21 protein-coding genes are annotated in these 23,348 nt (G+C 64.9%); 9 read left to right on the forward strand and 12 right to left on the reverse strand.

The features are described from left to right. Positions 1–3: 3 nt before the first annotated feature. From AB7M16_RS16925 to AB7M16_RS16940, 4 genes are all read right to left on the reverse strand, one after another. Complete coding sequence (locus AB7M16_RS16925; RefSeq protein WP_453944574.1) at positions 4–909, reverse strand: haloalkane dehalogenase; 906 nt, start codon at positions 907–909, stop codon at positions 4–6. Beyond that, positions 906–1,496: a TetR/AcrR family transcriptional regulator gene (locus AB7M16_RS16930; RefSeq protein ID WP_212256056.1), complete on the reverse strand. Its 591-nt coding sequence runs from the start codon at positions 1,494–1,496 to the stop codon at positions 906–908. Before AB7M16_RS16930 ends, AB7M16_RS16925 begins: the two co-directional genes overlap by 4 nt. Before the next feature lie 96 nt (positions 1,497–1,592). Further along, complete coding sequence (locus tag AB7M16_RS16935) at positions 1,593–1,889, reverse strand: hypothetical protein (RefSeq protein ID WP_212256054.1); 297 nt, start codon at positions 1,887–1,889, stop codon at positions 1,593–1,595. Between the two features lie 2 nt (positions 1,890–1,891). After that, positions 1,892–3,286: an OmpA family protein gene (locus AB7M16_RS16940; protein ID WP_172786130.1), complete on the reverse strand. Its 1,395-nt coding sequence runs from the start codon at positions 3,284–3,286 to the stop codon at positions 1,892–1,894. Between the two features lie 164 nt (positions 3,287–3,450). Here AB7M16_RS16940 and AB7M16_RS16945 point away from each other — a divergent pair, with 164 nt between their 5' ends. Further along, positions 3,451–4,509: a polysaccharide deacetylase family protein gene (locus AB7M16_RS16945; RefSeq protein ID WP_453944575.1), complete on the forward strand. Its 1,059-nt coding sequence runs from the start codon at positions 3,451–3,453 to the stop codon at positions 4,507–4,509. 91 nt (positions 4,510–4,600) lie between these two features. Beyond that, entirely contained in the window at positions 4,601–5,410 is an 810-nt protein-coding gene (locus AB7M16_RS16950; protein WP_453944576.1) for an SDR family oxidoreductase, read from the forward strand. A 183-nt stretch (positions 5,411–5,593) separates the two neighbouring features. Here AB7M16_RS16950 and boxB read toward each other — a convergent pair whose 3' ends face one another. From boxB to AB7M16_RS16970, 4 genes are all read right to left on the reverse strand, one after another. Then, positions 5,594–7,045 (reverse strand): benzoyl-CoA 2,3-epoxidase subunit BoxB, encoded by a 1,452-nt coding sequence (gene boxB / locus AB7M16_RS16955; protein WP_453944577.1) that lies wholly within the window; start codon positions 7,043–7,045, stop codon positions 5,594–5,596. 150 nt (positions 7,046–7,195) lie between these two features. After that, complete coding sequence (boxC, locus tag AB7M16_RS16960; protein ID WP_453944578.1) at positions 7,196–8,884, reverse strand: 2,3-epoxybenzoyl-CoA dihydrolase; 1,689 nt, start codon at positions 8,882–8,884, stop codon at positions 7,196–7,198. A gap of 123 nt (positions 8,885–9,007) precedes the next feature. Further along, positions 9,008–9,820, reverse strand: a complete 813-nt coding sequence (locus AB7M16_RS16965; protein WP_453944579.1) for an alpha/beta fold hydrolase — start codon at positions 9,818–9,820, stop codon at positions 9,008–9,010. 226 nt (positions 9,821–10,046) lie between these two features. Beyond that, positions 10,047–11,588, reverse strand: a complete 1,542-nt coding sequence (locus AB7M16_RS16970; RefSeq protein ID WP_453944580.1) for a benzoate-CoA ligase family protein — start codon at positions 11,586–11,588, stop codon at positions 10,047–10,049. A gap of 121 nt (positions 11,589–11,709) precedes the next feature. Here AB7M16_RS16970 and AB7M16_RS16975 point away from each other — a divergent pair, with 121 nt between their 5' ends. The 4 genes from AB7M16_RS16975 (at position 11,710) to AB7M16_RS16990 (ending at position 14,603) form a co-directional block, all read left to right on the forward strand. Next, a complete protein-coding gene (locus AB7M16_RS16975; RefSeq protein WP_453944581.1) occupies positions 11,710–12,618 on the forward strand; it encodes a helix-turn-helix transcriptional regulator in 909 nt (302 codons plus the stop codon). A gap of 3 nt (positions 12,619–12,621) precedes the next feature. Then, positions 12,622–13,017 carry a group II truncated hemoglobin gene (locus AB7M16_RS16980; protein ID WP_453944582.1) on the forward strand — a complete coding sequence of 132 codons (396 nt, stop codon included), beginning with the start codon at positions 12,622–12,624 and terminating at the stop codon, positions 13,015–13,017. 199 nt (positions 13,018–13,216) lie between these two features. Beyond that, positions 13,217–14,044 carry a helix-turn-helix domain-containing protein gene (locus tag AB7M16_RS16985; RefSeq protein WP_453944583.1) on the forward strand — a complete coding sequence of 276 codons (828 nt, stop codon included), beginning with the start codon at positions 13,217–13,219 and terminating at the stop codon, positions 14,042–14,044. Positions 14,045–14,168: 124 nt separating this feature from the next. Then, positions 14,169–14,603, forward strand: coding sequence for a VOC family protein (locus AB7M16_RS16990; protein WP_212256032.1), 435 nt, complete (start codon positions 14,169–14,171; stop codon positions 14,601–14,603). 86 nt (positions 14,604–14,689) lie between these two features. Here the strand turns inward: AB7M16_RS16990 and AB7M16_RS16995 are convergent, their stop codons facing one another. Both AB7M16_RS16995 and AB7M16_RS17000 read right to left on the reverse strand, forming a co-directional pair. Further along, complete coding sequence (locus AB7M16_RS16995; protein ID WP_172786141.1) at positions 14,690–15,022, reverse strand: PRC-barrel domain-containing protein; 333 nt, start codon at positions 15,020–15,022, stop codon at positions 14,690–14,692. 131 nt (positions 15,023–15,153) lie between these two features. Continuing rightward, positions 15,154–15,939, reverse strand: a complete 786-nt coding sequence (locus AB7M16_RS17000) for an IclR family transcriptional regulator domain-containing protein (RefSeq protein ID WP_453944584.1) — start codon at positions 15,937–15,939, stop codon at positions 15,154–15,156. A 112-nt stretch (positions 15,940–16,051) separates the two neighbouring features. Between AB7M16_RS17000 and AB7M16_RS17005 the strand changes: the two genes are divergently transcribed. The 3 genes from AB7M16_RS17005 (at position 16,052) to AB7M16_RS17015 (ending at position 19,930) form a co-directional block, all read left to right on the forward strand. Then, a complete protein-coding gene (locus AB7M16_RS17005; RefSeq protein WP_453944585.1) occupies positions 16,052–17,410 on the forward strand; it encodes an aromatic ring-hydroxylating dioxygenase subunit alpha in 1,359 nt (452 codons plus the stop codon). Between the two features lie 145 nt (positions 17,411–17,555). Next, entirely contained in the window at positions 17,556–19,004 is a 1,449-nt protein-coding gene (locus tag AB7M16_RS17010; protein ID WP_453944586.1) for a glutamine synthetase family protein, read from the forward strand. A gap of 593 nt (positions 19,005–19,597) precedes the next feature. Continuing rightward, a complete protein-coding gene (locus tag AB7M16_RS17015; protein WP_172786231.1) occupies positions 19,598–19,930 on the forward strand; it encodes a hypothetical protein in 333 nt (110 codons plus the stop codon). 31 nt (positions 19,931–19,961) lie between these two features. Here AB7M16_RS17015 and AB7M16_RS17020 read toward each other — a convergent pair whose 3' ends face one another. Further along, positions 19,962–22,211: a TonB-dependent siderophore receptor gene (locus tag AB7M16_RS17020; protein ID WP_453944587.1), complete on the reverse strand. Its 2,250-nt coding sequence runs from the start codon at positions 22,209–22,211 to the stop codon at positions 19,962–19,964. A 185-nt stretch (positions 22,212–22,396) separates the two neighbouring features. After that, positions 22,397–23,272, reverse strand: coding sequence for a helix-turn-helix transcriptional regulator (locus AB7M16_RS17025; RefSeq protein ID WP_453947209.1), 876 nt, complete (start codon positions 23,270–23,272; stop codon positions 22,397–22,399). Positions 23,273–23,348: the final 76 nt, after the last annotated feature.

The raw sequence follows: 23,348 nt of genomic DNA on the forward strand, positions 1-23,348 counted from the left end.
CCTTCAGGCCGCAAGTTGCGGACGCACCGCTTCGATGCCGGCGATCCAGCCGGCCACGGAACGGCCGATCGCATGGGGGTGATCCTCCTGGAGGTAGTGCCGACCGGGCCCGAGGCGGACGAGCGCGCAGTGCTGCAGCGAGGCCGCGAACGTCTCGGCAAATGCGGGAGTGACGACGGCTCCCGGCTCGCCCGCGAACAGCAGCTTTGGATAGGCGGACGCTTTCAGCGACGCATGAGCCGATTGCAGCGCGTGATAGACATCGGCGGGCTCGCCGGCGATCGGCAATTCACGCGGGAATGCAAGAACGGGACGACGGCTGTCCGGCGTCGGAAAAGGCTCGCGATAAGGCGCCATCTCGTCTTCGCTCAAACTTCGCATGATGCCGCCGGGCAGCACGCGTTCGACGAAGGCGTTCGCCTCGAGGACCATGGCCTCCCCCTCGCCTTGCGTCCTGAATTTTCGGAAAGTTTCGCGCGCAGCTTCCGCCTGGTGGAAATCCTGCCAAGTCGGCATCGGCCGGATGAACTCCATGAAGGCGAGCCCGCGCACGAAGGCCGGCCGGCGCGCCGCAAGATGAAATGAAAGGGCCGTGCCCCAATCCTGCGCAACGAGATAAGCTGAATTGATTCCGAGCTCTTCGATCAACGCGTCGAGATAGCGGACGTGGTCGAAGAAGCGATAGGCGATATCGGGTTTGCCGGACCGGCCGAAGCCGATGAGATCGGGCGCGATGCAATGCGCCACCGGCGCCACCAGCGGCAGGATGTTTCGCCAGATATGGGACGACGTCGGATTGCCGTGAAGAAAGAGCGCGACCGGCGCATCCTTCGCGCCCGTCTCGCGATAAGCCATCGTGCTTCCCAGCACGGAGGCGCTGCGGATCTGAATCTCGGCTTGCTGGCTCATGTCGGCTCCTTGAAGACGGTCTTGAAGGCGATGGTCTTGAATCGCTCGAGCGCGCGGGGCGTGCGGTCGACCTTCATGCGCAGGATCGCGCCCTGCCAGGACGCGAGCAGGAAGTCGGCAAGCTCCTCGGGCTCGAATTCGGAATCGATCTCGCCGCTTTCCTGCGCCTCGCTGATGCAGGCCGCGAACGGCATGCGCCACTCGGCAAATATTTCGGCGAGGCGGGTGCGCAGCAGCTCGCTGCTGCCGGCCGCTTCCAGACTGAGATCGCCAATGAGGCAGCCGCGTCCGTAGCCGTCGGCTTCGAGGCGGCCGGTGATGATGTCGAGATAGCGTTTGAGCCGCGCCCGCGGCGTCAGCGAGGCGTCTTCAAGGGCCTCCGCCACCAATCCCTTCGTGATCTCGAAATAGCGGTCGAGCACCTCCGAAGCGAACGCTTCCTTGGAGCGAAAATGATTGGTGAAGGACCCCTGCGGGGCGCCCGCCGCGGCGGTGACATCGCGCACGCTGGTGCCGTGATAGCCGGTCCGGAACATGACCTTGAGGCCGGCGTCGAGGATGGCGTCTTTGAGCGAGGGCTTGGGCATGAGCAAATAATACGTACGTACGTATTATTGTCAAGCGCAGCCTTTCCCGCCTCTTCATGACCTCGCTGGGGAGAAAGGGGGCTCGGCGGCGGGGCTTCAGCCTGCCCGCATGCTGCGCGCGACCACGCGGTCGCGCAACCAGGCGCCGATGGTGCAGCCGACGAGGTAACAGGCGAACATGATCAGGCCGAGGTCGAGCCAGTAGCCGAAGCGGCCGGGGACCACATGGGCGAGGGAGGCCGCGACCAGGGCGGCGGCAAGCACGGCGAGCCAGCGCGCGGTCACCTTCGAAGTGCCGTTGCCGCGCTGGACCACCGAGATCCAGCCCATGCAGAAGCCCAGCAGCAGCGAGCCGATCAGCCAGCCCAGATGGAACGAGACGAGATAGGGCATCGTCACCTCACCAGAAATTCGATGCGGCGGTTCTGCGCCTTGCCTTCATCGGTGTCGTTGCCGGCGACGGGCTGCGTGCTGCCATGGCCGACCGCGGTGAAACGGCTGGCGGGCAGGCCCGCTCTGACCAGATAGTCGATCACTGCTTGAGCGCGCTTTTCCGAGAGAGCCTGGTTGAAGGAATCCTCGCCATCGGCGTCGGTGTGTCCGGCGACCTCGATATTGGTGGTGGGGCAGCGCAACGCCGTCTCGATGAGACGATCGAGGATGCCGGCTGAATCGGGATCGATGTCCGCGCGCTTATTGGCGAAGCGGATCTTGCCCTTGGTCAGAAGCTCCGAGAACAATTGCTGGCACACGGTACCGTCGACCGGGCCTGCGGCGGGCTTCACCGTGATCTCCGGCTTGTATTGCCAGTTCTTCGGGAAGTCCTTGCCGAGGCCTGCGCGGATCTCGTTGGCGGCGCCCTCGTAGAGCGCATCGCCCGAGAGCTTCACCTCGCGGTCAGAGACGACGAGCGTTCCGGTCGACAGCCGCGACAGCGCGCCGAGCGCGGCGACGACCGCCGTGTTGAAGGAGCCGGGTGCGCCGATGCTGGCCTTGAGATTGTCGACGACCTTTTCGGTGAAGAACTTTCGCGAGGCGCTGGTGGCAATTGCGGCGTGGACGTTGTTGTCAGGAACGTAGCCGGTGAGCGTCACCGTCGCGGCTACCGGATCCTTGTAGGCCTGGAAGATGTAGGGCGGCGCCTTGATCTCGTTGGCGGCGATCGAAAAGCCCTCGGGCAGGTTCTTCAGCGCAGCCGCGATTGCCTCGCGGCCGCCGAGCTCGCGCGCCATGCCCGACAGGTTGACCTTGGTGTCCGTGATCGTGATCTTGCCGTCCTTCAGCTTGCCGATCTGATCGAGCAGCAGCATCGCGGCGGCCTCGAACCGCGGTGGCGCCCCGCGCGCCAGCCCCATCTGGTCGGCGACCTCGACGCCGCCGACTTCCTTTCGGGCCGCCTCGGTCAGCCGACCCTTCATCGACGGCAGCGGCGCGGAGCCCGACAGCGTCACCCGCACCACGTCGCGCTCGGCGTTCCAGACGAAGGGCTTGGCCTCAGGAACGAGACGGGTCCGGTCGTCGACCAGCCGCACGCCGGGCACGGTTTCGACAGCCATCACCGCGTCGCGGCGCCCCTCCTCGGAGAAGGCGTCCGCGGCCAGGCTGACGTCGCGGCCGTCAACCGCGATCCGGGTCTTGTCCAGAACGGTGTCCTTCAGCGCAGCCGAGCTGCGGGCCGACAGATCGGCCTCGACCGGTAAGGTGTTATTCCAGGCCGCAAATCCCCACATGACGGCAAGGGGGATGAGCCCCGGCCACCATTTACCGGCCCACGAGAAAAGCTTCTGCATTCGACGACCCGAACTCTGGAAACGGAGACAAAACAAACCCTTGGCAGGCTGTCAAACCGGAAATGGCACTGTTCCGAAGGCCCGGGTGGGACAATTGGAATAACTTTTTCTTCAAGGGTTCTTCCGTAAGTTGAGCGCGGAATGCCAAAGTCCCCCACCCGGTCATGAAACAACTGCGTAACAACGTCATCCGCGCCGGGCTGGGAGCTCTCTATTTCAGCGGGGCGCACCACCTGTTGCGCCCGCTTTTGTCGGGCGTCGGCGCCATTTTCATGCTGCACCACGTGCGGCCGGCGCGCGAGGCCGCGTTCCAGCCGAACCGGCATCTCGAGGTCACCCCAGAATTCCTGCGCGCCACGCTGTGCCATTTGCGCTCGCGCGACATCGACATCGTCAGCATGGACGAGCTGCATGAGCGGCTGGTTGAAGGCCGGTTCGACCGCCGCTTCGCCGCCTTCACCCTCGACGACGGCTACCGCGACAATCTGCATTACGCCCTGCCGGTGCTGCGCGAATTTGACGCGCCGCTGGCGGTCTATGTCGCGAGCGATTTTGCCGACGGCACCGGGCGATTGTGGTGGACGGCGCTGGAGGCCGTGATCGCCAAGACCGACCAGATCGACGTCCAGATCGGCAATTCCGCGCTGCGGCTCGATGCGACCACGATTGCGGCGAAGCAGGCGGCGTTCGACCGCCTGCACGACTGGCTGCGCGCGCTGCCGGGCGAACACGATCTTGCGCGCGAGATCGGGGCGCTGTGCACGGCCTACGGCATCGACATGGAAGCGCTGTGCCGCAGCCTCTGCCTGTCCTGGGCCGAGCTCAAGTCCTTTGCCGCCGATCCGCTGGTCACGATCGGCGCGCACAGCGTCAGCCATTGCAATCTCGCCAAGCAGGCGGAAGACATCGCCGCGCAGGAGATGGGCACGAGCCGCGCGCGGATCGAGCAGGTGCTGGAGCGCCCCGTGCTGCACCTCGCCTATCCCTATGGCGACCGCGACGCCGCGGGCGCGCGCGAATTCGCCCTTGCCGCATCCGCCGGCTTCAAGACCGCGGTGACGACACGGCCCGGCATGCTGTTCGCGGAGAACGCCGACTACATGACCGCGCTGCCCCGCGTCTCGCTCAACGGCAATTATCAGGACGCGCGGATCTTGCCGGTGCTGACCTCGGGCGCCGCGACCGCGATGTGGAACGGCTTCCGCCGCATCGCGGCGGCGTAGGCCTCATTCTGCACACGTGAGGGCAAGCGCGCCCTTCCTTGACTCCCCTCCCCGCTCCGCCCACAACCAGCGGCAACCAAGGGAGGAACACATGTTCAACGATCTGTTCTCGCTCCAAGGGCGCATCGCGCTGGTGACCGGCGGCTCGCGCGGCATCGGCAGGATGATCGCGGCGGGATTTCTCAGCGCCGGCGCGGCGAAGGTCTACATCACCGCGCGCAAGGCCGGACCGTGCGAGGAGACCGCCAAGGAGCTCAGCGCGCAATATGACGGCGAATGCATCGCGCTGCCGATCGACATTTCGAGCATCGAAGGCTGCAACAGGCTCGCCGGCGAGATCATCAAGCTGGAGCCGAGGCTCGACATCCTCGTCAACAATGCCGGCGCGGCCTGGGGCGCCGAGTTCGACGAATTCCCGGAGAGCGGCTGGGACAAGGTGATGAACCTCAACGTCAAGGCGCCGTTCTTCCTGACCAAGGCGCTGGCCGGTCCCTTGCGTGCGGCGGCGAGCGCAGAGCGGCCGGCGAAAGTGATCAACATCGCCTCGATCGACGGCATCTTCGTCAATCCGATGGAGACCTATTCCTACGCTGCGAGCAAGGCCGGGCTGATCCATCTGACCCGGCGCATGGCGGTGAAGCTGATCCCCGACCACGTCGTGGTCACCGCCATCGCGCCGGGGCCGTTCAAATCCGACATGAACCGCGCCGCGCGCGACCACGGCGACGAAGTCGCAACGCGCGTGCCCGCGGGCCGCATCGGCACCGATGAGGACATGGCAGGCGCCGCGATCTACCTCGCCTCGCGCGCCGGCGATTACGTCGTCGGCAACACCATCGCGGTCGATGGCGGCATCGTCTATGCGAATGCGGGGATCAAGGGTAGCGGGTGGGATAGCTGAAGGAGGCGATCGGTACTCCGCTCTCGCCTCATACTCCGCTGTCATGCCCCGGCTTGACCGGGGCATCCAGTAAGCCTCGGCCTCGCGGCTCTATGACGACAGTCTCTGGAATACTGGATCGCCCGGTCAAGGCCGGGCGATGACAGTGAGTGCGTGGCGGCCATCGCATCTCGCTAGCAGCCGTTACGACTCGATCTTCACGTACTCGAAATCGCCGGGCTTGTTGTCGATGCCGACTTTCGGCGGCGAGATCCAGGAGGCGAACTGGCCGATCTCGGTGACGGGCTGCATCAATGACGTGATGAAGTCGCCGTCGGCAGTCGAGGGCAGCCATTCGTCCTTGCGCTTCGCCCAGGTGGCATCATCGATCAGAATGCCGTCGGGCGTCGCATGCACGTCCTTGAACTCGCCGATGTGGCGATGGAAGGCGACATTGGGCAGCGTCAGCTTGAAGTCGTAGCCCGCGGTCGAGATCACCTTGTTCCAGCGCAGCATACCCTTGACGCAATCCTGGCTGTAATCGTCGCGCAGCCGCATGTTGAGCGCGGTCAGCGCCGGCTCGTCGACCAGCTTGACCTCGCCATTGATCAGCTTGAGCACCGGATAGGTGGAGTTCTTGAGCTGATGATCGTCGTCGATCTGGGTCTCGTGATAGCGGCCCTTGATGCCGGCGTTGAAGGCGTTGGCCGCGTTGGTCGAGACCTCCGAGCCGAACAGGTCGAGCGAGAGCGTATAGTGCAGGTTCAGCTTCTTCTGGATGGTCGGGAGATCGATGACGCCGAGCGCGCGGACCTTCGCGATGTCCGTGGGATCGGTGATGCCGGCCGCCTTCATCGCATCGCAAGTGCGCTGCACGACGCGGGTGATGCCGGTCTCGCCGACGAACATGTGGTGCGCTTCCTCCGTCAGCATGAAGCGGCAGGTGCGCGACAGCGGATCGAAGCCGGACTGCGCCAGTGAGTGTAGCTGCATCTTGCCGTCGCGGTCGGTGAAATAGGTGAACATGAAGAAGGACAGCCAGTCCGGCGTCGCCTCGTTGAAGGCGCCCAGCATGCGCGGCGCGTCGGCGTCGCCGGAGCGGCGGCGCAAGAGATCGTCGGCTTCCTCGCGGCCGTCGCGGCCGAAATATTTCTGCAGCAGGTAGACCATCGCCCAGAGATGGCGGCCTTCCTCGACATTGACCTGGAACAAATTGCGCATGTCGTAGAGCGAGGGCGCGGTCTTGCCGAGATGGCGCTGCTGCTCGACCGAGGCCGGCTCGGTGTCGCCCTGGATCACGATTAGGCGGCGCAGCATGGCGCGATGCTCGCCCGGGACTTCCTGCCAGGCCGGCTCGCCATAATGCTCGCCGAACGGCACGACGCGGTTCTCTTCCTGCGGCGCAAGGAGAATGCCCCAGCGATATTCGGGCATGCGGACGTAATCAAACTTGGCCCAGCCACGCGGATCGACCGAGTACGCCGTGCGCAAATAGACCAGCGATTCCTGGAAACCCTCAGGCCCCATGTCGCTCCACCAGTCCATGTAGCCGGGATGCCAGCCTTCCAGCGCTTTCAGCACCTGGCGGTCTTCGGCGAGATTGACGTTGTTGGGAATCTTGGTCGAGTAGTCGACGTTCATGATGTTCATGTTCATGGCCGTGCTCCTTGGTCTGTCCCGTGTCCCGGACGCTGCGCTAGCCGCGAAGCGGTGCGCTGCAGAGCCGGGAACCATCGTCTGGTCGCTCTGGTCCCGGTTCTGCGCAGCGGCATTGCATGCCGCAGCGCGCCCGGGACACGATCGTCATTAAACCCGCGTCATATCGAATTTCGGCTTCTGGCCGCTGCCGTAGCGGCGCAGCGCGCCTTCCTCGCCGACGGCGTTCGGGCGCTGGAAGATCCAGTTCTGCCAGGCGGTGAGGCGGGCGAAGATCTTTGATTCCATCGTCTCGGGGCCGACGAAGCGCAGGCTCGCTTCCATGCCGGTGAGGCTGTCGGGCGAGAAGCTGGCGCGCTCCTCGAGAAACACACGAACCTCGTCGTCCCAGTCGATGTCGTCGAGCGCGAAGGTGACGAGGCCGAGCTCTTCGGCCTGCTCGGCGTCGAGGCTGGTGCCGAGCGTTGCTTCCGCGCGCTCCACATCGGAGGGATCGGCCTGGAAGCGCGATTCCAGCCGTGTCAGCCCGTGGCTCATCGGATACGGGCCGAAATTCATCGCGGACAGCTCGATCGAGGGCGGCGGGCGGTTGTCGCCCTGGCGCGTGCCGATCAACATGTAGGAGCGGTCGGCGGCGAAGACGAGCTCGGCGAGCGTGCCGGCAAAGCAGGAGCCGGGCTCGACCAGCGTCACCAGCGTGCGCGAGGTGACGTCGACGCGCTTGAGCACGCGCTTCCAGTAATGCCTGATCTCGTTGACCAGCCAATGCGCCTTGTTGGCTTCGAGGAAGGCATCGCTGGCGAGCACATGGGCGCGGTCGCCATGGCTCTTGAACACCAGCATCGCGATCTCGAGCTCGTTGATGCGCAGATGCAGGATGGCGTCGTCGAGCTCGCGCGCCACTTGCAGCGGCCAGAACGAGGCGCCTTGCGCCATCATGCCGTCGATGTCGGCGGGCGGCGCGGTCTCCGGGGCCTTGATCGAGATGGTGGCGATACGGGCGGTGCGATCGATGTCGACGGTGACGAGGCCGTAACGGATGCTGTTCTCGTCGATCAGGCGCCTGAGCGGCGTCAGCGCGATGCCCTTGCCGCTGCCCTTGCGTTTCGAAGCGGCCGCAAACTCCTTGGCGCGCTCGGCGATCTTGGCCTCGAGCTTGGAGTTCGGCACGATCTCGTCGACGAGGCGCCATTGCACGGCGCGCTTGCCCTTGACGCCTTCCTCGATGGTGCAGAAGACATCGGCGTGATCGCGGCGCACCTTGCGCTTGTCGACGACGCGGGTCAGACCGCCGGTGCCCGGCAGCACCGCGAGCAGCGGCACCTCGGGCAGCGCCACGGCAGATGAGCCGTCGTCGGCGAGGATGATGTGATCGGTCGCGAGCGCCAGCTCATAGCCGCCGCCGGCGGCGGAGCCGTTCACGACGGTGATGAAACGCTGGCCGGAATTCTCCGAAGAGTCTTCCATGCCGTTACGGGTCTCGTTGGTGAACTTGCAGAAATTGACCTTGTGCGCATGGGTCGAGCCCGCGAGCATGCGGATGTTGGCCCCGGCGCAGAACACGCGGTTCTTGGCCGAGCGCAGCAGGACGACCTTCACCTCGGGATGCTCGAAGCGCAGGCGCTGGATCGCGTCGGCCAACTCGATGTCGACGCCGAGATCGTAGGAATTGAGCTTGAGCTGGTAGCCCTCGAACAGGCCGCCATTCTCGTCGACGTCCATGGTCAGCGTCGCGACGTCGCCCTCGACCGCAAGCTTCCAATGCTTGTAGCGGGACGGTTCGGTCTGGAAATCGATGAATGTCGCGCCGCCTGCGAGGCGCCGATCTTCCCCGGCCATGAGCCACCCTTAAGCTTGGTTATGCATTTCGAGCGTTAGATGCACAATAGTGCATCTTGCCCAGTCAGTCTAGCCCGAATCTCGGACTCACATGCACTTTGCTTCATCTCGGCCGCATGCACCTCATGCGGCCTGAAGCCCTGGATCGTCCCGCAAGGCGGCCTTTGCGAACTGCGTGATGGCATCGAGGGTGGGTCCCGGGGCCTCGCGATGGGGGGAATGCGCCGCGCCGGCAAAGACATTCAGGTCGACCGGGCAGTAACATTCCTCCTGCGCGATCTCGGCCTGGCGCAGCGTCCCATATTGATCATCTGCGCCCTGCACGATCATGACGGGCACGCGGATGTAGGCGAGGTATTCGGAGATATCCCAATCGCGGAATTTCGGATCGAGCCAGGCGCCGTTCCAGCCCTGGAAGGCGTTGTCGACGTCCTTATGCCAGCGCGCGAGCTTTGACCTGAGGTCCGTGGTCTCGAACGTCGTCTTGATCGTGGCGATCGATTTGACCGAGATGTCCTCGACGATGAAGTGCGGCGCGATCAGCACGAGGCCGTTGAGGCGATGATCCTGATGCGCCCCGGCATAGATGGTGGCGATCGAGGCACCATCGGAATGGCCGAGCAGGAGGCCGCGCTTGAACTGAATCGCATCGAGCAGCTTCGGCAGCACGTCCAGCGCCTCGCGGTGCATGTAGTCGAGTGGCCGCGGCAGCGCGACCGGGCTGGACTGGCCGTAGCCTGCGCGCGAATAGGCAAAGATGCCCGCGCCCGTGGCCTGCTGCAGCTTCTCCGGGAAATCACCCCAGAGGCCGACGGAGCCGAGGCCTTCATGCAGCATCACGATGGTGGGGGCGTCGGGGACCAGCGGCGCGAGCCATTTGTATTCGAGGCTGGCGCCGCCGATGCCGAGGAAGCCGGTGGGGGTGAGTTGGGTCATGGTCGAATTCCCATTCCTAGCCAATACCGAGATGCCCACCCTCCCCTGGAGGGGGAGGGTCGATTCACAGCGAGCGCAGCGAGATGTGAAGCGGGGTGGGGTGACAGCCTCTCCGCAGATGCAGTGCCCGTGTGGAGAGATCACCCCACCCCGTCACGCGTCTCGCTACGCTCGATCGCGTGCCGACCCTCCCCCCTCCAGGGGAGGGTAAGCAAGCGCCACACGCTCAATGCGCCCCTTCCCGCAGCTTGAACCGCTGGATCTTGCCGGTCGCCGTTTTCGGCAGCGAGTCCACCACGTCGATCCAGCGCGGATATTTCCAGGGGCCGATCTTCTGCTTGACGTGCTCCTTGAGCATCTCCTGCAAATCCGTCGTCTTGGCGCCGGGACGCAGCACGACGAAGGCCTTGGGCTTCAGGAGTCCTTCCGGATCGGCCTCGGGCACGACAGCAGCTTCTAGCACCGCCGGATGCGTGATCAGCGCACTCTCCACTTCGAACGGTGAGACCCAGATGCCTGAGACCTTGAACATGTCGTCGGCGCGGCCGCAGAAGGTGTAGCGGCCATCCGCGTCACGGACATATTTGTCGCCGGTGCGGGTCCACGGTCCCTCGAAGGTTCGGCGGCTCTTGTGACGCTGGTTCCAGTAGCCTTCGCCGGCCGAGGGTGCATCGACCAGGAGTTCGCCGACTTCGCCGTCGGCGACGTCCTGCCCGGCTTCGTTGACGAGCCGCACCGCATAGCCCGGCACCGGCTTGCCGGACGAGCCGTATTTGATGTCGCCGGGCGCGTTCGACAGAAAAATGTGCAACAGCTCGGTCGAGCCGACGCCGTCGAGAATGTCGACGTTAAAGCGCGCCTTCCAGCTGTTGCCAACGGATTCCGGCAACGCCTCGCCCGCGGAGGTGCAGATGCGCAACGCCTTGCCGCCGCGCTCGCTCTTCATCGTCTCGTCATTGAGCATCGCCGCGAACAGCGTCGGCACGCCGTAGAAGATCGAGGGATCGTAGCGGTTCATCAGGTCGAACATGCGCGCCGGGGTCGGCCGCTCGCTGTTGAGGATCACGCTGGCGCCGACCGACATCGGAAAGGTCAGCGCATTGCCGAGGCCATAGGCGAAGAACAATTTCGCCGCGGAGAGACACACGTCGCTCTCGCGAATGCCGAGCACCTGTTTGGCATAGGTGTCGGCGGTCGCCTGCAAATTGGAATGGATGTGGCGCACGCCCTTGGGCATGCCCGTTGACCCCGACGAATACAGCCAGAACGCCGGCTCGTCCGGATGCGTCGCGGCGGTGGTGAACTGGTCGCTCTCGCCGGCCAGCTCTTCGGCAAGCTGCTTGTGGCCGTTCTGCTTGGCGCCGGAGACCACGACATGCTCGAGATCAGGCATGCGGCCGACGACGTCCTTGATGACGGGATAGAGCGCTTCGGACACGAACAGCACGCGCGCGCGGCAGTCGGCGAGGATGTAGGCGTACTGGTCCGCGGTCAGCAGCGTGTTGAGCGGCACCGGCACGATGCCGGCGCGGATCGCGCCCAGGAACACGATCGGGAAATCGACCGTATCGAGCATGATCATCGCCACGCGCTCCTCGCGGCGGACGCCGAGCCGGCGCAGCATGTTGGCGGCGCGCCGGGTCTGTTGCTGGAGCTCGCCATAGGTGAGCCGCGAGACGGTGTCATCGAAGGCGAGCTTGCTGCCCCTGCCCTCCTCGACGTTACGGTCGAGCAGCCAGGTCACCGCGTTGTAGGATCCCTCGCTCACGGACATCTCTCCCGAATTTAGAATTATAATTCATAGAAAGACACCACGGCGGCTTGCTGTCAATGCCAGCAGGCACTATGTTTCATTAAAACGCGCCGCAGGACACCTGTAAAGAAGGCTCATGACCGAAAGTCCCGACGCCGAAGCCCGCTTCCTCGAACAGCTCGGCCAGCGTGTGCGCACCATGCGCGCGCTGCGCGGCATGTCGCGCAAAGTGCTCGCCAAGGTGTCGGGAATCTCGGAGCGCTACATCGCGCAGCTCGAAAGCGGCAAGGGCAATGTCTCGATCGTGCTGCTGCGCCGCGTCTCCGACGCGATGGGCGCGCATCTCGAAGACCTGCTGCCTAGCGCGGATCCGACGCCGGACTGGCAGATGTTTCGCGACCTCTTGCGCAAGGCGACTCCCAGCCAGATCGCGCAAGCAAAGGATCTGCTCACTGGGGGCAGCGCCTCCGCGCCGCGGCGCGCGCCATTCTGCGGCATCGCGCTGATCGGCCTGCGCGGCGCCGGCAAGTCGACACTTGGGCGGATGCTGGCGAAGAAGATCGGCTGGAGCTTTGTCGAGCTCAACAAGGAGGTCGAGCAGCAGAACGGCCTTTCGGTCGCGGAGATCATCGCGCTCTACGGCCAGGAAGGCTTTCGCCGCATGGAGCAGGCGGCGCTGCAACAGCTGCTGGCGCGCAACGAGCTGATGGTGCTGGCAACCGGCGGCGGCATCGTCTCCGAGCCCCTGACCTTCGACAAGGTCCTGAGCTCGTTCTACACGATCTGGCTGAAGGCCGAGCCGGAGGAGCACATGGCGCGCGTGCGTCGCCAGGGCGATCTGCGCCCGATGGCGGATGATCGCTCGGCGATGACGGAGCTGCGCAACATCCTGCTCAGCCGCGAGCCGCTGTATTCGCGCGCAACGGCGGTGGTGGATACGGCGGGACTGTCGGTCGATGCCGCCGCGGCGCGCCTGATCGATGCGGTGCGGCCGGTGCTGCAGAACGAGGCCCGCAGCTTCGGCCTACGCAGCGTGGCGCTGTAGAGAATGACCGACACGACCACCGCAATCTCCATGTTCGAGCGGATCGGTGGCCGCGCCACGATCGACGCCCTTGTCGACCGCTTCTACGACCGCATGGACACGCTGCCGGAGGCGAAGATCATCCGCGCCATGCATGCGGACGACCTCGGCCTGATCAGGGACGTGCTGAAGCGCTATCTCACCGAATGGACCGGCGGCCCGCGGCTCTATACGCCCGAGAAAGGCCATCCGCGGCTGCGCCAGCGCCATTTCGGCTTTTCCATTGGAGACGCCGAGCGCGACGCGTGGATGCTGTGCATGCGCGGCGCGATGGAGCAGACGATCACCGATGCCGTCGCACGGCAGGATCTCGACAAGGCACTGTCGAGCCTTGCGGATTGGATGCGCAACCGGCCGTGACAGGGCCGCCTTTGGCGCAGTCCGGCGGCGTATCACGTACCCTGCACCGGGTCATTTGAGTTCCGCCGCGATCGCCTGCTAAGCTCCAGACATGACCGAGATCCTCCGTGACACCGTGCGCGCGGACGCGAGCACACGCGAGATGGCAGGCGTGCTCTACAAGACGGTGGAGCGCGAGGCGGACCAAAGGTAGCGTGCGATGGACGCGCCTCCCGATGTCGTTCGTCGACCGCCCTCGCCGCGCCTTGCGCGCCTGGTCTCCAGCATTTCGTTCTACCGCGAGCGCGGCATCGGCCTGGCCGCCTTCCGGCACGCCGCGCCGCTTACACTGCCTCTGCTGGTGAATTTGGGAACGCCCTTCCGTATTGCACTCGGACACCAACCGGACACCGCCGATGCGCGGCCGAGTTTCGCGGCGGGTCTGTTTCCCGGACCGGTCGTTATCGAATCCGACGGACACGCCGAATGCGTTCAGGTCGATTTCACGCCGCTCGGGGCGTATCGTTTCTTCGGAGGAGCCGTGCCCGATCTGACCGCACGGATCGTCGGACTCGACGACATTTGGGGGCGGCACGGTAGCGACCTCCGCGCGAGGGTGGCCGAGGCGGCCGGCTGGCAGCGACGATTCGAGATCGTGGAAGACTTCGTGCTTCGCCACGCCGTGCATGAGCCTTCGCCTGAGATCGCTTTCGCGTTGCAGACGCTCTGGCGAGGCGCGGGCGCGGTCAGAATCGCCGACATTGCCTCCGACATCGGCTGGAGCCGCAAGCATCTCACGCGCCGCTTCCACCACGAGATCGGCGTTCCGCCAAAGACGCTGGCCCAGATGCTGCGCTTTCATCGAGCTTGCATCCTGGCCCGGACGGACGGCGCAGGCGGCTGGGCGGCCATTGCCGCGGCGGCCGGCTATGCCGACCAGGCACATCTTGCGCGCGATTTCCGCATCTTCAGCGGAGAGACACCGACCGGATGGGCCGCGCGGCTCGATGTCATCGATCCACGACTGATGCGCGACGGCGGAGGCTAGCGCCACGCGGGGCGAGACACGGGCAGGTCCCATTTGTTCAAGCCGGCTGGCTTGATCCGAACTAGGGTCGGTTTCGCAACAGACAAGGACTTGCACCGGACTTGGAACGAGCTTGGAGAGTGTCATGAACCCGCCGAACGTTTATGAAGCGCCGCGCCTCTTCCACACCATGCGCTGCAAGGATACGGAGGCGATGATCGCCTGGCTGAAGAACGTTCTCGGCTTCACCGAACGCGTGGTGTACCGCAAGGAGGGCACGGTCGTTCACGCCGAGCTGGCGTTCGGATCGTCGATCCTCATGCTGGGCGCGCATCGCGACGACGCCTACGGCAGACAGGTTGGCGACATCGGCGGCCGGCGGACGGATGCCGTCTATCTCGCTGTTGATGAGCCCGACGCGCTCTATCAAAAGGTCAAGGCCGCCGGGGCGCAGATCGAGATGGAGCCCTACACGACCGATTATGGCAGCCGCGATTTCGCCGCGCGCGATCCGGAGGGCGGGCTCTGGAGCTTTGGCACCTATTGGCCCAAAGTCGGCGAGCAGCCGCTTCCCGGCTAGCGGGCGCTCGCGTCGGACAACGCTCGGGCGCCGCTTGAGCCAGCCGCATCCGCGCCGAGAATGCGCGCTGGCCGACCGTTTACCCGCTAGATCGACCAGTAATTCGGATGCGGGTAGGGCCGCGAGCGGTCGCCCCAGTCGAACGCGTCGCCATCGAACTCGCACGGGCCGCTGCTGAGTTCGTCCAGCGTCTGCTCGATCTGGAACGCCTGCCGTGCCGGATCGTATTTCAGCGCGCTCCACTGCAGCGGATAATGGTGACGTGTACCGAGCAGCCCGCCGGTCTTGATCACGGCATAGGCGACCGTTCCGCTCATCTTGTCGAGCATCAGTCGCTCGATCGTGCCGAGCTTCGTGCCGTCGCGTCCGTAGACGGCGACGTGCTCCACGCGATCACTGGGAACCATGGTGTGTTGCATGGCGTGCTCCCTGGTCTTGTGTGGAGCGCATTATAGCTGAGTAGGGTGGGTTAGCGAAGCGTAACCACCTCTTTAGTTTCCGCGTGGACGGAAGTGGTGGGTTACGCCTTCGGCTAACCCACCCTACACGCTTACAGCAACTGCGAACGCACCGCCTCCGCACTCTCCCGCAACAGCGGCAGGAAGCGGTCGATCAGCTCCTGCGCCGGCACGCGGTCGACATGCGCGCCCATGTTGATGGCGGCGACGATCACGCCGTCGTAGCGGCGGACGGGGACCGAGATCGAGCGGAAATGCGGCTCGGCCTCGCGGTCGACCAGCGAATAGCCCTGGGACCGGTCGGCAGCGATGCGCGCGAGCAGCGCCTTCGGATCGGTCACCGTCTGCGGCGTCAGCGCCTCCCGTTTCATCGTCTTCAGCCGGGCAGCGAGATCGGCGTCGTCGAGCTGGCCGAGCATGGCGCGGCCGACCGAGGTGCAGAAGGACGGCAGGCGGTAGCCGATCTCGAGGCCGCCGGAGAACATGCGCGCCGGACTGCTGCGGGCGATGAACACGACCTCGTCGCGGTCGAGCACGGCCAGCGAGGAGATTTCATTCGCCGCCGTCGCAACGCGATCGAGCACCGGTTGCAGCACCGCGACGAGCTGGTTGGATCGCAAATAGGACGCGGCCAGCGTCAGCACATGCGGCGTCAGCGAGAACAGCTTGCCGTCGCCGCTGACGAAGCCGCCGCGCTGGAGCGTGAACAGCATGCGCCGGGCGGTGGCGCGCGGCAGATCGGCAGCGCGGGCGAGATCGCTCAGCGTCATCGGGCCGGCATTGGTGCCGAAGCACTGCAGCAGGCGCAGCCCGCGGTCGAGGGCCTCGACGAAATCCGTCGCGCGCTCGTCAGTCTCAGTCCGCTTCAGCTTGGGCATGTCAGGGGAAATCCTGCAAAATAGTACTTGCTGACGCTCCAGCTCATGTCATAATTCGCCCATTCGTTCAATAGGCGAACGGAACGCTTCTCCAGAAAAGGACGCGACCGCCATGATGAGCCAGGAGCAGAACGACCTGATCACCCGCACCGGGCCGAAGGATCCGTGCGGGAAGCTGATGCGGAGCTATTGGCAGCCGGCGGCGCTGGTGGACGAGCTGGAGGGCGCGCGGCCGATCCGTCCGGTGAAGCTGCTCGGCGAGAATCTGGTGCTGTTCCGCGACGAGACCGGGCGCTATGGGCTGATCGACCGCCACTGCGCCCATCGCGGCGCCGACCTCGCCTTCGGACGGCTCGAGCATGGTGGCCTCCGCTGCGCCTTCCATGGCTGGCTGTTCGACGCCACCGGCCAGTGCATCGAGACGCCGGCCGAGCCGAAGGATTCCAAGCTTTGCCAGAACATCCGCCAGCGCTCCTACCCCGTCATGGAGAAGAGCGGCATCCTCTGGGCCTATCTCGGCGAGGGTGAGCCGCCCGCGTTCCCGGAGCTCGACTGCTTCATTGCACCAAGCAGCCATACCTTCGCATTCAAGGGCCACATGGCCTGCAACTGGCTGCAGGCGCTGGAGGTCGGCATCGATCCCGCCCACGCCTCCTATCTGCACCGCTTCTTCGAGGACGAGGACACCTCCACCGCCTATGGCAAGCAGTTTCGCGGCGCCTCCGCCGGCAGCGATCTGCCGATGACGAAGATCCTGCGCGAATACGATCGCCCGATCATCAATGTCGAGCACACCGAATACGGCCTGCGCCTGATCGCGCTGCGCGAGATCGACGAGGAGCGCACCCATGTGCGCGTCACCAACCAGCTGTTCCCGCACGGCTTCGTCATCCCCATGAGCACGGAGATGACGATCACGCAGTGGCACGTGCCTGTCGATGACGAGAACTGCTATTGGTACGCGATCTTCACCAGCTATTCGAACCCGGTCGACAAGCAGAAGATGCGCGACCAGCGGCTCGAGCTCTACGAGCTGCCCGACTACAAATCGCGCAAGAACCGAGCTAACGATTACGGTTTCGATCCGCACGAGCAGCAGACCGCGACCTATACCGGCATGGGCAACGACATCAACGTCCACGACCAATGGGCGGTGGAATCGATGGGCGCGATCCAGGATCGTACCAAGGAGCATCTCGGACAGAGCGACAAGGCGATCGTGCAGTATCGCCGCCTGCTGCGGCAGGAGATCGAGAAGGTCTCCGGCGGCGAGAGGCCGATGCTGTTTCTGGACGCGGCCAACGCGCGCAGCATTCAGGGGCCAGCGACGATGGACGGCATCGGACCGACGCGGGGCTGGGAGACCTATTGGATGGAAGTCGACGTCAAGCGCCGCCGCGGCGCGCCATGGACCGCGCCGGTGCCGAAGGAGATCGCGGACAACGTGCACCGGCTGACGGCGGCGGAGTGACGTCTATCCTCGTCATTGCGAGCGAAGCGAAGCAATCCAGTCTGTCACCGCGGATGCATTTCTGGATTGCGTCGTCGCAAGAGCTCCTCGCAATGACGGAGAATGTGGCGCATGCTTCGCGCCTTACGACTGGAGGAGTAGCAAAGTGACTTTCGTCGCGCGACATGCGCTGTGGTCGGATGAGCAGAGGGACGCAGCCCAGCGCATGCGCCACATTGCCGAGGAGAAGAACCTCGAGGTCATCCGCCTCGCCTTCCCCGACCAGCACGGCATCCTGCGCGGCAAGACCATCGTCGCATCCGAGGCGATCGCCTCGCTGGAGAGCGGCTGCTCCATCACCACCACCATGCTGGCCAAGGATACCTCGCATCGCACGGTATTCCCCGTGTTCACGGCAGGCGGCGGCTTCGGCATGAAGGAGATGGAGGGCGCGGCCGACGTGCTGATGGTGCCTGATCCCACCACGTTTCGCGTGCTGCCGTGGGCGCCCACCACGGGCTGGGTGCTGTGCGACCTTTATTTCAACGACGGCCGTCCCGTGCCTTTCGCGACGCGCGGGCTCTACAAGCGCGTCCTCGGCGAGCTCGGCACGCGCGGCCACGATTTCGTCGCGGGGCTCGAAGTGGAATTCCACATCTTCAGGCTCGACGATCCGCATATGCGCGCGGAAGACGCAGGCCAGCCCGGCACGCCGCCCTCGGTCAGCCTGCTCAGCCACGGCTATCAATATCTCACCGAGCAACGCTTCGATCAGATGGAGCCGGTGCTTGAGATCCTGCGCCGCGACATCGTCGCGCTGGGGCTGCCGTTGCGCTCGGTCGAGGTCGAGTTCGGCCCCAGCCAGTGCGAATTCACGTTCCAGCCGAAGAAGGGCCTGGAGCCCGCCGACAACATGGTGCTGTTCCGCAGCGCGGTGAAGCAGATCGCGCGCCGCCATGGCTATCACGCCACCTTCATGTGCCGGCCGAAGCTGCCGAACGTGTTCGCGAGCGGCTGGCACCTGCATCAGTCGATCGTCTCGCGCGCGAGCGGCGACAATCTGTTCATGGCCCAGGAAGCGGCGACGGATGGCGGCGAGCCGCTCAGCGCGTTCGGCAAATCCTACCTCGCCGGCCTGCTCGATCACGCCCGCGCCTCGACATTGTTCACCACGCCCACCATCAACGGCTACAAGCGCTATCGCTCCTATTCGCTGGCGCCCGACCGTGCGATCTGGGGCCGCGACAATCGCGGCGTGATGATCCGCGTGCTCGGCGGCGCCGGTGATGCCTCAACGCGCCTGGAGAACCGCATCGGTGAGCCCGCGGCCAATCCCTATCTCTACATGGCCTCGCAGATTCTCTCCGGCCTCGACGGCGTCGACCGCAAGCTCGATCCCGGCCCCTCGGCCGACACGCCCTACGAGACCAAGGCGCCGCCATTGCCGAGAAGCTTGCGCGATGCGGTCTCGGCGCTCAAGGACGACCCGTTCTTCCGCGAGAAGCTCGGGGCGGAGTTCGTCGACTACTACACCCACATCAAGAACGCCGAGATCGATCGCTTCCTGTCGGAAGTGACCGACTGGGAGCATCGCGAATATTTCGAGGTGTTTTGAGCAGGTCGGGCTCGCCGGCGCCGGCGCCGGCGCCTCACTTCAGCCGAATCGTGTCGACCCGACGGCACTGGACGCAAAAATAAACGTGCTCCGCAGGCAGCGTGACTATTCCAGGTAGTGTCGCCAGGAACTTCATCGGGCGCCTGCATTTTGAGCAGATGAGGATTGGCGGATCGTCTTCGCGATCGGAACTCATACAATAACCGGGTCTGAAAGCCGCCCGCACGATACTGCCGCGCCGCGCACGCTTCATCTCGGGACAACTACCGGCCTCTATCGGAATCCGGTCCGGCCTTGATCGGCACGCTGCTTCACGCCGGCGTGAGGCGACTTCTTCCGGAATGTTCCGACGACATCGCGCCGGCCCCGGACGAAGCCATTTTCCTCATCCGGCGAAAAACGCCGGAAAGGCAGGCGGCGTATAACGCCTTCCAATGATCAACAACGGAGTTCGGTCATGTGGAGTCAGCTTTTCAGCCTGATCTATCGCCTGTCCTGCCGGACCACCCTGGTCGAGATCGGCGTGCACCGCCTCGCGCGTTGAGCCCCACGGGAATTAGGTAAGATCGATTGACCAGATGACGGGGATTTCCATGCGCAAGCTGATCCTGATCGCTGCGATGTCGCTGCTCGCAAGCCAAGCCCACGCCGGAGGCTCGCGGAGCCTCAGCCTGGCGGCGGCCAATCCGAACCAGCCGGCCACCGAGCAGCCGGCCGCCACGCCGCCGCAGGCGACGCAAGCCTCACCGGCAAACGTCCAGACGCCGGCCGCGCCCGCCGCGACGACACCGACAGCCGCAGCTCCGGCGCAATCAACCACCACGCCGGCGGCAAAGACGACCGAAACGCCAAAGCCGAAACGCCGGCAGCCGTCCGTGGAAGCCCGCGTGATCCGCGAACTGCACCGCCACGGGATCTATTGGTAATCGTCCGGCCGCATCCGCCCGGTAGCTATGCTCACCAGCGATAGCCGAGCGTGGCGATGACGGTGAGCGGCGCACCCCGGTAGCAATAACCGACCTGACAGGTCGTGTAGTGCACATTGAACAGGTTCTTGGCGTTGACCTGGAACTGAAGCCCTTTCAGCTCCTTCGCCGCCTGGCCGAAATCGTATTTCAGCGCCGCGTCGACCAGCGTCACCGAGCTGTTCCTGAACGTGTTCAGATCATCGCCATAGCTCCAGGACATATAGCGCGCGCCGGCACCGACGCTCAGGCCTGCGAAGGGGCCAGCCAGCGGCAGGGCATAATTCCCCCACAGCGTCACGGTGTGCGGAGGATTGCCCGACGGAAACTTGCCGACCAGCGTACTGTCGCCGGCCTGCTTGGTGACCATGTCGAGATAGGTGTAGGACGAGGTGATATCGAAACCGTTGCCGAGGCTTGCAAGCCCCTGCAATTCGAAGCCGCGGCTTTGAATCTCGCCGCGCTGGATCGTCACGCCCGTGCCCGTCGTCACCAGGCCGCCATCCTGGGTCAGGTCGAACAGCGCGGCGGTGATGAAGCTCCGCGTCCCCAGCGGCTGATACTTCACGCCGATCTCGGTCTGCTTGCCGGTGGTCGGCTTGAAGAAGGCGCCCGACGGATCGACGCCGAGATTGGGAAAGAACGACGTCGAATAGGCGACGTAGGGCGCCACACCGGAATCGAACACATAGGTCAGTCCTGCCCGCCCGCTATAGGCCTGATCGGACTGCGCCTGTCTCGTCAGCGCGAACAGGTCCTCGCTCGTGGTGCGGACCCAGTCGCTGCGGCCGCTAAGCGTCAGGATCCAGTGGTCCAGCTTGGCCTGATCCTGAATGTAGACGCCGGACTGGGTTTGCCGCTGCGCCGTGGAGGACGAGATCGCGGGATCCGGAATGGATTCCGGCGCATAGACCGGCGCAGCCAGATTGAGATCGGACACGCCGAAGCCGAACCCCTGCTTGTCGGTGAACCTCGACGACGTATAGTCGGTGCCGACCAGGAGCGTGTGCTGCACGGGGCCGGTGGAGAGCCTTGCCTCGACCTGGTTGTCCATGATGGCCGATTGCAGCGTGTCGTGGACGTAGCCGGTATAACGCGACACGACATTGCCGACGGGAACACCGAGAAAGCCGACGTAGCGCGTAACCGCGTCGAGATCGACGTAGCGGAATTTCTGGCGAACGGTCACGGCGTTGTTGAACGCGTGCTCGAACAGATAGCCGACCCGCCCCTGCTCCTGATCGAGCGAATTGTAGGACGGGCTGCCCGTGAAGATATCCGTGGTGGTGCCGGTCCCCGCCGAATAGGTGAACATCGAGCCCGGCGTCTTGGATCTCTGATAGGCACCGAGAAGCGTGAGGGTTGTCGATTGATCCGGTCTCCAGGTGACGGCGGGAGCGACATAGGTGCGATTGTCCTTGCCTCCCGGCACGAAGACGTCGGCGTCGCGCACCACGCCGGTCAGCCGATAAGAGAATTGGCCGTTGGGATCGATCGGCCCCGAGACATCGAAATTGCCCTGGACGCGATCGCGGTCGCCGAACAGCGTCTGCACCTCGTGGAACGGCTGGCTGGTCGGCAGCTTGCTTTGCAGATCGATCAGTCCGCCCGGCGAGCCGAGGCCATAGAGCGCCGAGCTCGGGCCACGGACCACGGTGATGCTGTCGACCCCATAAGGCTCCGTCTTGAACACGCCAAGGCCGGCGCCGACGAGACGCAGGCCGTCAAGATAGATGCCGTTATAGGTGATATCGAAGCCCCGGATCGAGATGGCGTCGAAGCGCGGATCGTAGCCTGAGGCATCGATGCGCACGCCCGGCTCATAGCCGACTGCTTCCGTCAGCGTCTGCACGGCGCGGTCGTTGAGCTCCTTGCGCGTCACGACCGAGATCGACTGCGGCGTCTCCAGCAGGGGCGTGTTCGTCTTGGTGCCTGCGGAGCTGCTGTTCGCGACGTAGCTGTTCTCGCTCGACGTCGTGGCGCGACTGCCACCTGCCTCGCGCGCATCCCGGCTTCCGGCTTGCCTGGAGGCGGCATCGCGTTGCGCCGCGACACGGCCGCGCTGCGATGGTGAATTGCGCTGGGTAGACGGGGCGCGCGGACGCACCTGGCTCGGCGCCTCCACGGTGACGGGCGGCAATGTCGCGGCCGTTGATCCCGAATTGGTCCCGGAGACCTGTGCAAGGGTCGGCGTCGACTGCAAAACCGCGCCCAGACCGGCCACACCCAGACCAGCCTTCATCACCCGTTCCCAACCGAACGTTTGCCCGTCGCCACGCCTCATCGTCTTCCCCAAGCTCCGTCTTTGGACAACCCGGGAGTAACCAGATCGAGGCGCACGCCGCCTTTGCGACCGCACAAATCGCCTTTGATTCCACGTGGAAGCTTTCAAGACTGAGACCTGAGGCCGCGCATCGCGTGCTGCTGTTACTGGCAGCGGCTCGGCGAATGACCGAAGCGCCTGCGAAAGGCCGTCGCGAAGTTCGCCGGATGGGTATAGCCGACCCGATAGGCCGCCTCGGTGACCGACAAGCGCTGGTGAATCAGAAGGGCTCGTGCGGTATCGAGCCGGCGGGCCCTCAGATAATCGATGGCGCTCTCGCCATAGGCGATCTGGAATTTCTGATTGAAAGATCGTCGGCTCAGGCCTGCGTTGCGCGCCAGCTCGTCGATGCTCCAGGGATAGGCAAGGTCGGCGTCCATCCGCTCCTTGGCCGATTGCAGCCGAATGCGCTGGAGATCTGTCGCCGGATCAACCGCGATCCGGCCGCACTCACCGAACAAGACATGGACGACGATCTCGGCGGCATGCGCCGACAACAACAATCGCGCCGCGTTTCCGGCGACCGGCGGCGAGAACATTTCCGCCGCGACCGCCCGCACCCGCGCTGATGCGGTCCGCGAGACGATGACCGCACCAGATCTTTGGTCCTTGAACAGCGCCCGAAACGCGGCGCCGAGTCCGAGTTGATCGATGGAAGCTTCGGGCAACGCGAGACCGATGGCGGGCCGCTTCCCACACCGCACTGAGCGTTTCACGGCGAGGGACTCCCGCACAGCCATCACGCCCATCCGCCTCTCGCCGATCGAGCGCGTCAGAGTGCCGCGACCAGTGTCGGCTTCATCGAACGCCACCGAGATGAACAGGCCCGGCGCCGCGATTGCAGGCCCCTCGGCGTCTGCTCGAAACTCCCCTTTGACGAACACACAGCCCGGATAATCCAGCCATTGGGCGGCCCCTCGCTGTGCGGAACCGATGTCGTCCTGAGGCAACCCGACAATTTGCTCGTAAAAGTCCCGCATCGAATCCACAACGCCGCGCCTTCTTTGACGGCTGACGGCGGCGCGCTCAAGAGCTCAGCGCGCAGTTTGGAGGATT

The sequence above is a fragment of the Bradyrhizobium sp. USDA 372 genome, from assembly GCF_053629095.1.